The organism is Rhodococcus sp. 3258, assembly GCF_031456475.1.
In the GTDB taxonomy this organism is placed as follows: Bacteria; Actinomycetota; Actinomycetes; order Mycobacteriales; family Mycobacteriaceae; genus Rhodococcoides; species Rhodococcoides fascians.
The window spans coordinates 941971-957254 of the sequence record NZ_JAVDUT010000001.1 but is presented as its reverse complement, the minus strand read 5'-3'; the positions used below and the strand labels follow the sequence as shown (position 1 = coordinate 957254).

The 15284-nt window shown below is 63.9% G+C and carries 15 protein-coding genes; 6 read left to right on the top strand and 9 right to left on the bottom strand.

Going from position 1 to position 15284, the window contains the following annotated elements; all coding sequences use genetic code 11:
* Window positions 1–444 precede the first annotated feature (444 nt).
* From J2X62_RS04400 to J2X62_RS04390, 3 genes are read left to right on the top strand one after another with little or no spacing between them, the layout of a single operon-like run.
* A complete protein-coding gene (locus J2X62_RS04400; protein ID WP_310177842.1) occupies window positions 445–1761 on the top strand; it encodes a ricin-type beta-trefoil lectin domain protein in 1317 nt (438 codons plus the stop codon).
* A gap of 54 nt (window positions 1762–1815) precedes the next feature.
* Entirely contained in the window at window positions 1816–2157 is a 342-nt protein-coding gene (locus J2X62_RS04395) for a GNAT family N-acetyltransferase (RefSeq protein ID WP_204878601.1), read from the top strand.
* 40 nt (window positions 2158–2197) lie between these two features.
* Window positions 2198–2773, top strand: a complete 576-nt coding sequence (locus J2X62_RS04390; RefSeq protein ID WP_052053454.1) for a hypothetical protein — start codon at window positions 2198–2200, stop codon at window positions 2771–2773.
* An 18-nt stretch (window positions 2774–2791) separates the two neighbouring features.
* Here the strand turns inward: J2X62_RS04390 and J2X62_RS04385 are convergent, their stop codons facing one another.
* Window positions 2792–3724: a DAPG hydrolase family protein gene (locus J2X62_RS04385; protein WP_255032519.1), complete on the bottom strand. Its 933-nt coding sequence runs from the start codon at window positions 3722–3724 to the stop codon at window positions 2792–2794.
* 80 nt (window positions 3725–3804) lie between these two features.
* Here J2X62_RS04385 and J2X62_RS04380 point away from each other — a divergent pair, with 80 nt between their 5' ends.
* Complete coding sequence (locus J2X62_RS04380; RefSeq protein WP_310177832.1) at window positions 3805–4419, top strand: TetR family transcriptional regulator; 615 nt, start codon at window positions 3805–3807, stop codon at window positions 4417–4419.
* Window positions 4420–4434: 15 nt separating this feature from the next.
* Here J2X62_RS04380 and J2X62_RS04375 read toward each other — a convergent pair whose 3' ends face one another.
* From J2X62_RS04375 to J2X62_RS04340, 8 genes are all read right to left on the bottom strand, one after another.
* Window positions 4435–5160 (bottom strand): YoaK family protein, encoded by a 726-nt coding sequence (locus J2X62_RS04375; RefSeq protein ID WP_045842079.1) that lies wholly within the window; start codon window positions 5158–5160, stop codon window positions 4435–4437.
* Window positions 5161–5210: 50 nt separating this feature from the next.
* Entirely contained in the window at window positions 5211–5963 is a 753-nt protein-coding gene (locus J2X62_RS04370; protein WP_094695504.1) for a TauD/TfdA family dioxygenase, read from the bottom strand.
* Window positions 5960–6985 carry a D-alanine--D-alanine ligase gene (locus J2X62_RS04365; protein WP_094695503.1) on the bottom strand — a complete coding sequence of 342 codons (1026 nt, stop codon included), beginning with the start codon at window positions 6983–6985 and terminating at the stop codon, window positions 5960–5962. Before J2X62_RS04365 ends, J2X62_RS04370 begins: the two co-directional genes overlap by 4 nt.
* Window positions 6985–8271, bottom strand: a complete 1287-nt coding sequence (locus tag J2X62_RS04360) for an ATP-grasp enzyme (protein ID WP_094695502.1) — start codon at window positions 8269–8271, stop codon at window positions 6985–6987. Before J2X62_RS04360 ends, J2X62_RS04365 begins: the two co-directional genes overlap by 1 nt.
* Complete coding sequence (locus tag J2X62_RS04355) at window positions 8268–9077, bottom strand: O-methyltransferase (RefSeq protein ID WP_236253865.1); 810 nt, start codon at window positions 9075–9077, stop codon at window positions 8268–8270. The genes J2X62_RS04360 and J2X62_RS04355 overlap by 4 nt, the downstream gene beginning before the upstream one ends.
* Window positions 9074–10285 (bottom strand): sedoheptulose 7-phosphate cyclase, encoded by a 1212-nt coding sequence (locus tag J2X62_RS04350; protein WP_027495749.1) that lies wholly within the window; start codon window positions 10283–10285, stop codon window positions 9074–9076. The genes J2X62_RS04355 and J2X62_RS04350 overlap by 4 nt, the downstream gene beginning before the upstream one ends.
* 57 nt (window positions 10286–10342) lie before the next feature.
* A complete protein-coding gene (locus J2X62_RS04345) occupies window positions 10343–11008 on the bottom strand; it encodes an HAD-IA family hydrolase (RefSeq protein ID WP_032391892.1) in 666 nt (221 codons plus the stop codon).
* A gap of 115 nt (window positions 11009–11123) precedes the next feature.
* Entirely contained in the window at window positions 11124–12680 is a 1557-nt protein-coding gene (locus J2X62_RS04340) for an adenylate/guanylate cyclase domain-containing protein (RefSeq protein ID WP_310177814.1), read from the bottom strand.
* Between the two features lie 154 nt (window positions 12681–12834).
* On the opposite strand from J2X62_RS04340, the gene J2X62_RS04335 reads away from it, so the two are divergent.
* Window positions 12835–13740: a diiron oxygenase gene (locus J2X62_RS04335; RefSeq protein WP_027495752.1), complete on the top strand. Its 906-nt coding sequence runs from the start codon at window positions 12835–12837 to the stop codon at window positions 13738–13740.
* A gap of 38 nt (window positions 13741–13778) precedes the next feature.
* Complete coding sequence (locus J2X62_RS04330; RefSeq protein ID WP_051365042.1) at window positions 13779–15272, top strand: FAD-dependent oxidoreductase; 1494 nt, start codon at window positions 13779–13781, stop codon at window positions 15270–15272.
* The last annotated feature ends 12 nt before the right edge of the window (window positions 15273–15284 follow it).

Sequence of the window (15284 nt, the reverse complement as noted above, 5' to 3'; positions counted from 1 at the left end):
TCCCTTGTGATGCGCGGTCGAGGTCCTTCGCTCCACCGTACAGAGGGTGTTCGGTGCCGCTTTCCGGACCCGGTGCTCGGGAAGCCGCGATGCTGTGCGCACCGTCCCTCGAATTGTCGCGCCGGATCCTGCACGGGGCTGGCGATGCGCTCGTTTGCCAGCAAAATGATCGGTACGACGTCGTAAAAAGTCCAGATGCACGATTTGCTTGACAATTCGATACGCGTGAATAGATTTTCGATTCGGAGCAACTAGTTTAATATTTAATCTCTAATTCGTACCGGTCGTATTTCTTTCAGTTATGCCTCTGACCAGGCGTTTAAGGGTGAATGCGAATTCACTGCGCAATGTTTGAATCATCCCTATGATTCGAGATGCCGGCAATCAATTGTATTTATCCGCCGTGTATCCAATGCGATGTTCGGTCTCTCGAAGGATGAAACCATGACTGTTTCGGGCCGTGCTGTTCTGAAGCGTTCCTTGGTGACGCTCGGAACCACCGTATTACTTTCGGCTTTCGTAGTTCACGTGCCACAGGCCGCGGCTGCCACCTCGGGACAGATCAAGACGCCCGCAGGGTTCTGCCTGGACAATAAGGGCGGCCTCACCGGACAGAACAATCCCGTCCAGATCTGGGATTGCAACGGTACCGGCGCGCAGACGTGGACCGGTACCGAGGACGCCACGATTCGAGTGCAGGGCCGATGCTTGTCGCCGGCATCGGGCTACGCGGCGGCCGGCGTCTCGTTGACGACGTGGGCGTGCAACGGCAAGCCTGCGCAGCAATGGTCGATCCGTGGGGACGGTTCGATCTCGTTGCTGCAGAAGACCGGCCTGTGCATTCAGAATTCGCGTGAGGTCAACGGAAACCGACCGGTGTTGGCGAAATGCAACGGGTCTGCTGCTCAGAAGTGGATCACCGCGACCACGCCGTTTCCGACGACACCGCCCACGACGACGACACCGCCCACGACCACACCGCCCACGACGCCACCGACCACTCCGTCCACCACGCCCAGCGGGGTAGCCGCGCCGGTGGGCGACCTACCCGGTTGGAAGCAGATCTTCGTCGACGACTTCGCGAAGCCTTCCGCCGTCGGCAGTTGGGCCAACGACTGCGATCCCACCAAGATCGTCTACGTCGGTGCGCAGAATCAGCAGTGGCGCACGTACCCCAAGTGCTACAAGGACACCTATCAGAAGCGCCCGTACCGAGCGGACGCCGTGCTGTCCACGCACGACGGCCTGCTCGATTACGGATTGCATAATGTCGACGGTGTCCCGGCAGGGGCCAGCGTCTCGCCGGTGATCAACGCGGCCGGGCAGAACCAGACATACGGAAGATACACAGCGCGATTCAAGGTCGATTCGGCAACTCTGGCCGAGTACTACGTTGCGTGGCTGCTGTGGCCGCAGTCCGAAAGATGGCCTGCGGACGGTGAAATGGACTTCCCCGAAGGAAGTCTCGCGGGGCAGGTCGGCGGCTTCCACCACTACTCGGGTGCCGGTTCGTGCGTCGGCGGCTGCCAGGACGTCGCCCAGAACATCGGTGCGAACTTCACCGATTGGCACACGTACACCATCGAGTGGTCCCCGGGCCGCGTGCGCTACATCCTCGACAACACCGTGGTTCTGGACAGCACCAAGTGGGTTCCCTCGGGTCCGATGCGCTGGGAACTGCAGACCGAGACCAACGGCACCGGAAACAGCAACGGGCATCTGTTGCTGGACTGGGTTTCGGTGTACAGCTGGGTAGGCTGACCCGGCCGCGTACCCAACCGACTGGGGCGTGCCATCGAGAGAAGGGGAGCGTCGATGACGGTCGACAAAACCGGTGCCGAAGTCGAGATCGACCAGCAGGCAGACAGGTTCACGATTTCGGTCGAGGGCACACAGGTCGGCTTCACCGAGTTCGCCGACGACGAGCAGGGCAGGCGCGTCTTCTTCCACACCGAAGTGGATGCGGCCTACGGCGGACGTGGTCTGGCCACGATCGTCGTTCGACACGCGCTCGACGCGACGCGTTCCGAGAACAAGCACGCCGTCCCGATCTGTCCGTTGGTGGCCGCGTTCGTCGGCGAACATCACGAGTACGACGACATGGTCGAGCCCGTCACGGACGATATTCGGCAGTGGTTGGCCGACCAGCAGGGATGATTCGTCGACCGATCGCCGGCGACGTGCGACGATCTGCACCATGACCGATCCCGGACACCGCCCCGGTGGCACCCATCTCTACCGTCGGTTGGTCACCCGGTCCGACGGCCCCTTGACGCCCGTTCGGGCGGCCAGGAGGCTCTCGGCGTACATCTACGGCAACATCCTGGTCCTCGCCGCGGTTGCCGCCTCCACGCCGAGTTCCATCGGGCATGGGACGGCGGCTGTTCTCGTAGCGGCCACTGCGGCAACGACCTTTCTCGCGCATGTGTTCGCAGATTTCGTCGCCGGGAGCCAGATACCGGAGGCGCACGGTGATGCGACGGACGAACAGCGCACGTTCGAGGCCATCGAGGAATTCCGGGATGCAGTCCCCATTCTGAGCTCCGGGACGTTTCCGGCGGCCATGCTGGCGCTCGGGTGGCTGTCGGTGCTTCCGGCGCAATGGGCCGAACTACTGGCCGGTGCGGTGATCGTCGTACGAATCGCCACCATACCGATTGTCACGGAACGAATTCGCGGGAACCGTCCGACGTTTCGGGCCCTGGTGATCGGGCTCGCCACTGCCGCCGTCGCGGCTCTCATCGTGCTGGCGAAAGTATTCTTGGGCCACTAGCTGCCCCTCGTGGACGGATCAACCGCCGAACTCTGCGTGCAGCTCCGGCAGAAACCCTGCGAGGTGGTTCATCTCCTGTCCGCAGTGCAGCAGCAGATCTCGGGCGAGGTCGAGTCCGAGAACGAGGTCGCCCGGATCCACGGACGCACCCCGGCGAACTGCGCACACGGCCTGCTTCGGATCGGGAACGTGCAATCCCCGTAGGTTCAGATAGAACCGGCTGCGCATCTCGGCACCGCCCTGCACCGGCCGAACCTGATGGGCGAGCCAGCCCAGATCCACCGGTGCGATGGAACTTCCCACTCGGCCGAAGACGACCGTCTGGTCTGGGGGAACGTCGAAACCGTGTGCAACAGGGTCACGGAAGCCGATACCCAGCTGCTGAAGCTTCGGGCCGACGTACTCGTCGACGAACGATGTGTTGCCGATGTACTTCGCCTTGTCCGGAATCGCGTGGGCCGTCCGGTCCTCGGCGAGTGCGGCGTGGAGGTGGGCATCGGGGTGCCACAGTTTGTAGCGGGCCGCCTCGGCGGAATGCCAACCGAACCACCAATCCCACATCGCTGCCGTGACCCGGGGCATCGCGGTGCGCACCGCCACGAACGTCATGCCGTCGGCGCGTCGTCCGTAGCCGGTTTCGATCGCCGAATATCCCGTCGGCGCGAGATCGGTTGTGATGGAATCGAAGTGCGGGACCCACTCGGGCGCTATCGGCGGCCCGCCGACTGCGTCGGTCACGACGGCCGGTGCCGGTGTCGTCCGTGCGGCGAAGAAATGGGCATAGGGCCGTCCTCGGTCGATGTCGCGGTAGCCCTGATACCGCTCGCCGCAGTGTTCGCTCGAACCGGTGCCGGGAGCTGCGACCGCTCGTGCTGCGGGGCCGAACACAGCCGTGGCCGCAGCCGCGGCGGCACCCACCATCATTTGTCGTCGCGACGGGCCGCGGCTCATCGGGCGGGGTTCCTCAACATCGGTTGAGACTACGACGTGACTTCGGCGACTGTCAATGGTGGGGCACTAGACTCCGTGGTATGAGTCCTGCCCGTCCCAAGGACGACGAGTCGAGAGTGCGTCGGCGCGACGAAATCGCCGCGGCAGCAATCGAAGTGTTGGCAACGCAAGGTTTTCGCGGCTTGACGCACCGGGCGGTCGACGCTGCAGCAGGATTGAGCCCCGGGTCGGTCAACTACCACGCGCCCACTCGCGGACGACTGTTGCACCTGGCGCTCGAGTTGTTGTTCGCCCGCGACTACGACACTGCCGGCGCGACCTTCGGTGGTCTGGTCGACGTCAAACCACTCACCGTGGACATCGTCGTGAACCGCATCATCGACTTCATCGAGGCGATGACCACCGGAGAAGCAACGAAAAGAGTGATCGCGCGCAGCATCCTGCTCGGTGAAGCGCAACACGATCGGGAAATCCGCGATCTGTTCGACTCTCAGCGGGCCGCGTTCGTCGCGTACACCCAGTGGATAGTCGCGTCGTTGGAATCCGAAGACCCCCAGGGGGATGCGGAGATGCTCGTCGTCATGATCGAGGGTCTCGTGGGGAGGCAGGTGCTGATCGGATCGCGGCTGCAACGTCCCGTCGTCGACCGAATGCTGCGCACGATCGTCGGCGCATCCCCGATGGTCACCGATTAGCCGATCAGCCACCGATCAGCCGAGCAACGAGTTCCGTTCGGTGTGGGTGAACGTGAAGATCGTTGCACCGAAGCTGATGAGCGCAGTGAGCAGTAGCACCTGCGGCCCGGTGATCACGACGCCGATGAAGGCACCGACAGCACCTCCCGCCGCGAAGGAGCCCAGAAGCGTTGCGTAGCAGAGCCAGTCGTAGTGTGTTCCGCCGCCGAAGAGGTGACGCTCGATTCCCTGGCCGAGCTTGACCACCGTTCCGGTGACGTAACTGAGCGGGATGTACGTCTCCTCCTTCTTCGTGAATGCGGTGTTCAACGCGCCCAGCGCGAAGGCGACGAGGAGGATCGGGTAGAAGTTCACGTTTGCCGACGACCACCCGGAGACGGCGATGTCGATAAGACCCGCCGCTCCCAGCGCAACGGTGGTCAACACCGTCGCTCCATGGGGGTGGTTGGACCAGTAGCGGCGCCGACAGATCGACGAGACGATCACGCCGCCGAGAAACGCGGCCATGAGGGCCAATGCGGCCCAGGGTGACGCCCCAGGCGCCACCTCCTTGCCCTCCGGATGGCCGAAGTGTCCGACGACGGCTCGTTCGGTGTTGCCGGTCATGAAGGTCACGAAGTAGCCAGCGGAATGCAGGAACGCGACCGCACCCACCATGCCTGCCAGTCCGGACAGGATCCAGGACAGACGAGCTTCGGCGCCGACGGCTGTTTCGCGGCTGATCGCCAAGGGGGAAGTCATGACTCGATTCTCCGGGCGTGAGCCGCGGCGGCAAATCTTTGAGTCATCGGTCACACAGAGGCAGTCGGGTGGGTGCTCGCCACCATCCCGCGGTGCATCACCCGGTTGCCGACCACCCCGCTGTGATCGGCGCGGTGCATCACACACCTGTTGTCCCACATCACCATGTCGTCGGGGGACCAGTTGTGCCGCAGCAGGTTGTCCTCCCTCGTGGAATGCTCCACGAGGTAGCGAACGGTGTCTCGTGCTTCGTCTTCGGTCAGTCCGCTGATCGCGACACAGCGAGCGGGCGCGGACAGCGACAGCGCGGTGCGTCCCGATATCGGGTGAACGGCGAAGAGTGGATGGTCGGCGGAAGAATCGGAATCCGACGCCACGCCGGTCACTCGGTGCGTCACCGTGCGCCCGGCCAAATGCTCCTTCACTTCCGCTGGAAGCGTCTCGTATGCGGCGTATTGGTCGCTGAACAACGTACTGCCTCCGGCCGCGGGAACTTCGACCGCGCGTAACGCGGTGTAGGCGGGAGGATTCGGAATGTAGGTGGTGTCGACGTGGAACGTGGACTTCGGCGGCGTGGAACGGCCGACGTTGCTGATGACGTTCAGATCCGGACAGTCGGGAACAGGCGTCTCGCCTTCGGTGAACATCAACTCTCCGAACCGGCGCAGGAACGCCAGGAAGCGCTGATCGTCGACGGGCTGGTTCGGCAGGATCAACACCCCGTGTTCGGCGAGGAGCTCTCGAAGTTGCTCTATTGAAACCGATTCCAAGTTCAGATCGGCCATCTCGGTTCCCAACGTCATGACGACGACTCCTTCACCGGCAGTTCTTCGAGCGCGAATGCGAACAATTCTTCGACGGTGATGCCCGCGGCTGCGGCCATCACCGCCAACACGCTGGACGGCGAATAGGAGCAGTAGAGGCTGGCTTCGAGAAACCACGGCTCGCCGTCCGGGTCGATGCGAAAGTCGAACAGGCCGTAGTGTCGACATCCCAGTGCGACATGACTCGATCGTGCTGCTGCCCAGACTTTTTCGGTGATCGGATCCGAGACGTCGACCGTCCACGCTCTGGTCTGCTCTTTCGCGACCAGGTAGAGATCGCCGTCGGATGTGCGATTCAACTTGTCCGCACTACTGCGGACGGAGTCGACGGCGTACTCTTCGAGGGGCAAGCACACGAGTTCGCCGTCTCGGACGATGATCCCGCACCGAACTTCACGACCCAGTGGAACGTACGTCTCCACCAGTGCAGCAGGCGAATACGTCAGAGCCTCTCGAATCGCGGGTGCCAGCCCGTCGGAACCGTGGACCAGCGAGACACCCATCGAGTTGTCCGAATCCACGGGCTTGACCACGACAGGCAGGGCGAGGTCCATCACGTCGTCGGCGGATCGGACGACCACGCCGTCGGGAACACGCACGCCGGCCGCCGCGACGACTGCGCGGGCGCGGGCCTTGTTCGCCGTCAACGCCATCAGGTCCGGACCGTTGCCGGGGTAGGGCACGCCCAGTAGATCGAACAGGCTGCGGTACGTCGTCATACCCGGCATGCAGAACATCTGCGGAACCATGACGTCGAAGTCTCGCACCGCGATGTGCTCCACCGCCTGTGCCAACGGCATCTGCTGCGCCGCAGCGATACTCGAATCCTCGAGATCGGTGGGGAAACTCCAGAGGCCGCCGGGAGAGACGAACGCGATCTCGAAACCGTACGCGGGGTCGTTACCGAGGGCACCCAGGAAGCCGCCGGCGTAGACCCGAGAGAGATCACTGTGAAAGCGGTCCACCGAGGACCCGACGAGCACCACGACCGACAACGTCATCAGTCGCCTCCGTTTTCCACGAGTTTGCCGATGTTGAAATCGATTCGGGACCAGCCACGCCGCTCGCGGAGGTTCCGGATCAGCAACGACGGAATCTGAAGATGATGTACCAACAGATACGGCAGGGGATCCCAACCGGTGAGGATGGCGTCCTTGCCTCGAAAGATGGTGCGGAGCCGTGATACTCGATCACCCTCGGTGATCAGACGCCACAGCTCGTGGTAGATCCAGTACGTCGGCCGGGCCGTCGCACGCGGCACGATCTCGGCATGCCCGTCGTCGAGGTACGCGGCAGCCAGGTCGGGGTGGTCGTAGAACATCGTGATGGCCGAGTGGGTGCGCGGGTTGCATTCGATGGCGTAGATCCGTCCGTCGGCGGCGGACTCGATGAAGTCGAACGAAAGCTGCCCGGTGGTGTCGAGCGAGGAGACGAATGTCTCTACCCAGCGCAGGATTTCGGGCTTGTCCACCATCTCGTAGTTCACCTGGAAGGCGGACGACACGCAGCAGCCGTACACCTGCAGGCGACCCTCGCGCACCGTGCCGTGCGTGCAGTACTCCTGTCCGGCGATGAATTCCTGCAGGATCCACGGGTCGTTCTCGGTAATGTGCAGGCTCCGGGCGAACGCGGAGTTGCGTTCCGGCGTGTGCGCCGTCAACCGCGTCAGATCCATTCGGCCGACCGGGTTGTACGAGATCCGCTTGAGGATGTACTCACGACCCGGCTCGAAGTCGAACTCGTCGATCTGGGCGGGGTCGGTGATGCGCCTGAAGTCGGGAACACGGAGTCCCAATGACGCTGCGTGCTCGGAGAATCGGGACTTGTCGTCGACCATCCGTACGGTATCCGCGTCGCCGTGGATCACCTCGCAGTGCGCATCGAGGAGTGCACGCGCGTCGGCGTCGTGAATACTCGCAGCCGGGCTTGCCACGGGCACGAAGACGTCGACGCCCTCGCGGCGCACGATGTCCAGCAGAGCCTGCGCATATCCCGAATCACCCGGGTCGGGAATGCAATGGAAACGGTCGACAGCGCGGGAGAAACGATGTCCGGTCCAGCGGTACTTCGCCGATTCCACGAGGATCACCCGATGGCCGGCGAGATGGAAGGACCGTGCGAGTTGCAAGGCTTTGGTCATCTTGCCGCCACTGATCAGAATCGTTCTGGGCGAATCGGTTCGATGGGCGACGGGCCGGGTACCTCGCAGCGCCGCCACCCCCACCGCCGCGAGGTCGACGGGGAGGGTGACCGTGAGGCCGATCAGCGCCGCAACGGTGCGGATCATGTGCGCCGGATCAGTGTGACACCGTCGCGCAACGGAATCAGAACCTGTTCCACGCGAGGGTCGTTCGCGACATAGTCGTTGAACTCGGCGATGGCCCGGCCGTTCTCGTTCGGCTGCGGAGCGTAGGGCTGACCCTGCAACAGGGTGTTGTCGACGGCGATCACGGCACCGTCGGAGAGCAGATCGCTCTCGAGCAGGTACTCCACGTACCCGCGGTATCCGCTCTTGTCGGCGTCGACGAACACCAGATCGAACTTCCCGTCGAGCCCATGCAGAGTGTCGAGCGCAGGCCCTACCTGCACCGAGATGGCAGATCCTGCAGTCGATTCCGCGAAGCAGGACTGCGCGAACTCGGCCACGTACGGATCCACCTCGCAGGCGACGACCTCGCCGCCCGCGGGCAGCGCCTCGGCCATCGCCAACGCCGAGTAACCGGTGAACATACCGATCTCGAGCACCCGAGTCGCCCGCGTCATGTGCACGAGAAACGCCAGGAAGCGTCCCTCCACATGGCCGGAGAGCATTTCCATCTCCAGGGGCCCGGAACCGGAGACCACGTCGCGTGATCCCCAATCCGCAGAGCGGGTCCGCGACGCCAACGTGGCCAGTGCCGCAGATTCGGAGGTGGTGCAGGTGTCGAGATACGGGTCGAGTCCCGCGGCGAGATCGCGGGCCCGATGAACACGGGTGGTCAACTCGTCGGTCACCCCGGCGTCGGCGTCGAGTAGCGAGGCTATCTCGCTGAGCTCGCGCGCCAGGATCGTCGTCGGGGTGACCGGACGCGGCGTCATGGCTGCATCGGTCACGGCGTGGGTGCGGTGAACATGTCGAGACCCTCGCCCGCCCGTGGGAAGTCCAGACAGATCTTCTTGTGCAACGACAGGACGTCGGCCAGTTCGCGAGGTTCCAGGTCGTTGAGGAAGCGGCAGGTGCCGATCGGGTCGGGCACCGCGGCACGCAGAATCCCGTCCCGAGTCTTGAGGATGGATGCTGTTGCCTCGGTCAGCAACTCGGGTGTCAGGTACGGGCTGTCCAATGCCAATCCGATGCTGCTCATGACTCCGAGCACGCGGTCTCTATCAGCCGTCGACAGGTGGCCGCGTTGTTCGGCGACCGTCGTCGACAGGGCCATGTCGATGTTGATCGCGTGGCCGTGGAAGAACGGCGCGGGCGGCGTGAGCTCGAGCGTGGGACTCCACGTGTGCCCGAATGCAATGACTCGGTCGAGGTCGATCTCGTGCAGGTTGGGTGCCTCGAGCTCGAGCATCGTCGCGATTGCCGAGTACGTCAAACGGTCTGCGACCGAACGCAACTCAGGAGTTCCGTCGAGGTGGCCGAACCGGGTGCGTAGCAGCTCCGGGCCGTACTGCTCGAGCAACTCGAAGATCTCGAGGTTGCCGACCACGGAGATCTTGATGAGCTCCGCCATCCCGTTGCGGACCTGATCCTCGGGCAGCGTGCCGAGGAAGGAAAAGTCCAACAGCACCTTCTGCGAGGCGTGGTAGGCCCCCAAACGATTCTTGTGCTTGCCGTAGTTGACGGCCACCTTGATCGAGACGCTCGCATCGATCAGGCCGATCAACGTGGTGGGAATGCGGATGTAGGGAGTGTTTCGGCGGTAACTCGCGCACGCGAAACCGGCTACGTCCGTGGTCAATCCACCACCCACCACGAGGACCGGCTCGGTTCGCACGAGACCGAACGCGTCGAACTCGCCGACGATGCGCTCGAACGTCTCGAGTGATTTCGCGGTCTCCGCAATGTGGACCGGCACCACTGTCAGGGCGATACCGTGGTGATCGAAGTATGCACTGATCCGGTCGCCGTAGATGGCGTGCACCGATTCGTCGACAACCATCAGGGCGCGCCCGTACGGACGGTAGCTGTCGGCCAATTCGGTGTTCTCGATCGCGAACACTCCGTCGACGTAGATCAAGTCGTATTCGATCCGCTCGTATCCCTCGACACGAAACGATCGGTCGCCGGCGACGACCTGGGCCTGAAGATTACTCACTTGTTGCTCCTGAGATGGATGAAGGATCGGGCAAAATGCTCACTCCGCAGGCTCCGCTCAGGCTGAAATCAGGGCGCGGACGCGCTCGGGATCGAGTGCATCGACGGTGTCGGTGGCCGAGCCGAAATCGGTACCGGCAGTGTTCTCGTTCGGGAACGCGACACAGGTGACGCCCGCTGCCGCTGCCGCCTGCACTCCACCGGCGTTGTCCTCGATCGCCACACTGTCGGACGCGTTCTCGCCCAACGTCTTCAAGGCGAATTCGTACGACGCGGGGTCGGGCTTGCCAGCGTCGACCGACGAGGCGTCGACGATGATGTCGAACGAATCGGCGGTGAGCTCGGGAGACAGGGCAGTGAGCAGTGCGTCGATGTTCTCTCGCGAGGTCGTGGTCACGAACCCGACCTTCAACCCGTTCGCTTTCGCGGAGTCGATCGTGTCGGCCACGCCCGGTCGCGTCTTGACGTCGGATTCGCCGATCAATCGCTGGAAGATCTCGGACTTGGTGGCGTGCACGGCGGCCGCGTCCACCTCGGTTCCGGTGCTCGACGCGTATTCGCTGATGCGGTCGGCACCACCGTTCGATCCGAGCATGGACCGATAGTCGTCCTGCGACCAGTTCCAGTTCAGATCGTGGGCGGCGAAGGCCTCGTTGAACGAGCGTCGCTGTAGCTCGGAGGTGTCGACGAGAGTGCTGATGGAGCCGAACAGAATTGCGGGCATGGGTGCCTTTCGGAGCGAGAGACGTTGTACCAGCAAATGTCTCGCGCCAGCGCGATGGGTGGGTTGGTTCGGGGGGTATGCCCCATCGGCACCGAAAGGGAAACCTTCGAATTTTCTACCGTGTGCTCGCCTGTTCGCCGCGCAGTATCGGAGCCGCCAGAACCGTCGGTGCGGATCGCCCGCGAAGGGTCACGGACCGACCCGATTCCCACAGTTGCCGCTCGTCCGAGGTTGCGTGTTCGAGCACCGTCGACGATGTGAGCACGTCGGTGTCGGGGTCGTCTTTTGCGAGATCGGTGAGCCGCGCAGCCTGATTCACCGTGTCGCCGATGACGGTGTACTCGAAACGGGACTCGGCCCCGATGTTGCCGGCGATCACCGGCCCGTACGTGACGCCGATGCCGATCTCGAATCCGCCGTCGGCGCGAAGCGCGGCGGCGAGGGTGCGTGCAGTGCGCAGCGCCGCGGTGGCCGGGTCGAAATGATCGACCGGAGCGCCGAAGATCAGCAGGGCGGCATCGCCCTCGAACTTGTTGACGAAGCCGCCGTTGCGCTCGCCGTGTTCGACGACCACTGCGAAGAACCGATTGAGCAGGTCCACGACCGTCGCGGCGGATTCGCGCTCGGCCAGTGCGGTCGAGCCGACCAGGTCGATGAACAGGACGGCGACGGTTCGGTTTTCGCCGCCGAGACGGGGCGCGCTGGCCAACGCGCGCTGGGCGACGTCGTGGCCCACGTGCCGGCCGAACAGCGAACGGAGTCGTTCGCGCTCGTCGAGACCGACGACCATCTTGTTGAACCCGTTCTGCAGCCTGCCGATCTCGGACGCGTCGTAGACGTCGACGCGGGTATCGGTGGCACCGGCCTCCACTCGCTGCATGGCAGAGCTCACCTGCTGCAGCGGATCGGACACCGAGCGACCGACGAGGAACATGCCGCCGAAGCCGACGACGAGGGCGATGGCAGACAGTGAGACCATCGCGGGGGACAGGTCGACGTCCGGGGGTATGACGGTGTCGATCAGTCGGCCGAGTCCGATCAGCCCGAGCCCCAGGATGGGAATGGCCGTGCTCAGTACCCAGATCAGGACGACGCGCAGTTTCACGCCGAGTGCCGCGGCGTCGGTGACCTCGCTGACCTCCATCACAGCCGCGGTGATCGGCCGCAGGGTCCGTTCGGCCACCAGGTAGCCCAGCGAGCAGGTCGCCAGTCCGCCGAAGCTGACGGCGATGGCCACGATGATCGACAGTGCAGCCCCGGCCGAGGCGTTGACGCCGACGAACACCGCAACACCGAGCGCCCACAACAGAACGTGCACGCCGAGTTGCCGGAGGGGCAGCCGGATCACGGCGATCGTGGTCTCGTCCGACGGCGTGCCGCCGGTGTGCAGCCACTCGACGAGCGGTCTCGCGACGCGAAGTCCGAGCGCGATCCCTATACCGATCGCGACCGGTAGGTAGACGAAGAACGCCAGGTAATTTCGGTCAGGAGCGCAGCCTGCGGAGTGACCTCCAGAGCAGAACAGGATCTCCTCCGATCCGACCGGCAGCGGCAGGATGAACCGCGCCAACACGAAGACGATGACCGCCCCGATGGCGTTGGCCGACACCATTCCCGCCGCGTAGAGGCGCATCGGGGTGCGGGCGAGGGCGGACCTCAGTGCTGCGATCACTGGCGCTTCTTCGTTCTCTGCACGCTCGAACTCTAGGTGCCCCGACGAAAAGAATTCGGGCGATTCTGCCCGAGTGACTATCTGTGTCGACAAGTACCTGGTAATCTCCGTAACAGCTAACCACTCCTGTTCGACGATGAAAGGAACGACGGCGATGACCAGCACACTCTCCAGGAACGATGTCCTCGAGCCCGAGGATGTTTCCGCACGTTTGCTCGATTCCGCCGCCCAGCTGTCGTACGACCCGGCCGAAGAGGTCGACTGGGAGGCCGATCTCGATCCGTCCCTCTACGGTCTCAATCCGGAGTGGAGCACGCTCTACGGCACGAAGTTGTGGGACGAGATGAGCGAGGAACAGCGCATCACGCTCACTCGCCACGAGGTCTGCTCGATCATGAGCACCGGCATCTGGTTCGAGATGATCCTGCAGCAGATGGTGTTGCGCGATCAGTACTGCAAGGACTCGTCCAACTCGGATTTCCAGTTCGCGCTCACCGAGATCGCCGACGAGTGCCGTCACTCGATCATGTTCGCTCGGGCCTGCCAGAAGATGGGCATCAAGGCGTACCTGCCGCGCCGGTCGAGCATCGAACTCGGCCGCGGATTCAAGGCCCTGGCATCCGCCGAGGTCGCCTACGGCGGCATCCTCGTCGCCGAAGAAGTTCTCGACGTCATGCAGCGCGACTGGATGCGCGGCGAGAACGTCCTGCCCCTCGTGCGCACCACCAGCAAGATCCATGTCGTCGAGGAATCGCGGCACATGACGTTCGCGCGCGCGCAGATGCGTGAAGACATCGAAGGCAAGAGTCCGGCTCGCCGCAAGGCCAGCGCGCTCGTCGTCGCGATCGCCGCTCGACTGATCGTGTCCAACATGGTCAACAAGGAGGTCTACGCAGCAGCGGGCCTCGATGTCGACCGTGCGGTGAAGGAAGCGAAGAACAACGCCCACCACCACACGATGATGCGCACCTCGAGCGAGCATCTGATGGCATTTCTTCTCGACTGCGGTTTGATCACCAAGCCGGCGGAGATGATCTACCGTCGTCTGCACATGCTCTGACCACTCTTTTCGAGGCCGTGAAGGACATCCGATAACCCATGCCGTTCGCGATCACGCAGAACTGTTGCAACGACGCATCCTGCCTGTCGGTGTGCCCGGTCAACTGCATTCATCCGACCCCCGACGAGCCGGATTTCGGTAAGACCGAGCTGCTGTACATCGATCCACGATCGTGCATCGACTGCGGTGCGTGTGCGGATGCGTGCCCGGTCGACGCGATCACCCGGGTGTCCCGGTTGACTCCGGACCAGCAGATCTACGCCGAGATCAACGCGGATTACTACCGCGACAAGCCGGCGGTTGCGGAGTGGGGTGAGCCGCGCTTTCCGGTGGCGACGGTCAACGAGCTGCCTCCGGTCAGTATCGCCATAGTGGGCACCGGTCCGGCGGCCTGCTACACCGCGCAAGCCCTGCTGCGCGTGCCGGGAACCACGATCACGTTCTACGACCGGCTGCCGACCGCAGGCGGTCTGGCGCGCTACGGCGTGGCACCGGACCACCTCGGCACTCGACGCATCAGCGAGCACTTTCGCGGAATCTTCGCGCACCCACGCGTGACGATGAAGCTCGGCATCGAGGTGGGCAAGGACGTCGATCACGTCGAGCTGGCTCGAAAGTTCGACTCCGTCGTCTATGCCGTCGGTGCCGACAAGGATCGAGCGCTCGAGATTCCCGGTGTCGATCTCGACAATTCGGTCAGCGCGCGCACCCTGGTCGGCTGGTACACCGGGCATCCCGACGTCCCCGCCGACGCCATCGATCTCACGGGCGTCGACCGCGTCACCATCATCGGCAACGGCAACGTCGCCCTCGACGCCGCGCGCATTCTCACGGCCGATCCCGATTCTCTGAACGGAACCGAGATCGCCCCACACGCGTTGGCAGAGCTCCGTCGCAATCGCGTGCGAGAGGTGGTCGTCCTGGCTCGACGAGGACCGGAGTTCGCGGCATTCACACGATCGGAGTGCAAGGCGCTCGTCGATCGCGCCGGAGTCGACGTCGTCGTGGCGGGACCGGACGGAATTTTCGACGCGATCGACCGGCTGCCGTTGTCCGCTCCCGCATCGGCGCTGGCCGGTGCGGCCCGAGTCGATCTCGGATCCGGCGCGCACGGGCGTCGCATCGTGTTCGCCTTCGGGCGGGCACCTTCTGCTGTGCATGGGCAGGGCTCGGTGGAGTCCATCGAGGTGGGAGTGGGTGAACACGCGGTCACTCTCTCGACGGAGCTGGTGCTGCTCGCGATCGGTTATCGCGGAACACCGTCGCCGGGCGTCCCGTTCGACGACATCACCGGCACCATCCGTAACGAGGGCGGCCGCGTCACCGCGGCCGACGGCACTCCGGTGCCCGGGTGTTACGTGGTGGGGTGGGCCAAGCGCGGGGCGACCGGTGGCATCGGCGACAACAAGATCGATGCCGAGGAAACAGCCGAGGCGTTGTTGGCGGATGTACCCACTCGAGGTACCCGGCCGCTGGGCTGGTATGGCAAGGTCAGTGCCGCCTTGGGAGACCGAGTGTCGCGAGCACGCTGACCGGTCGGTATT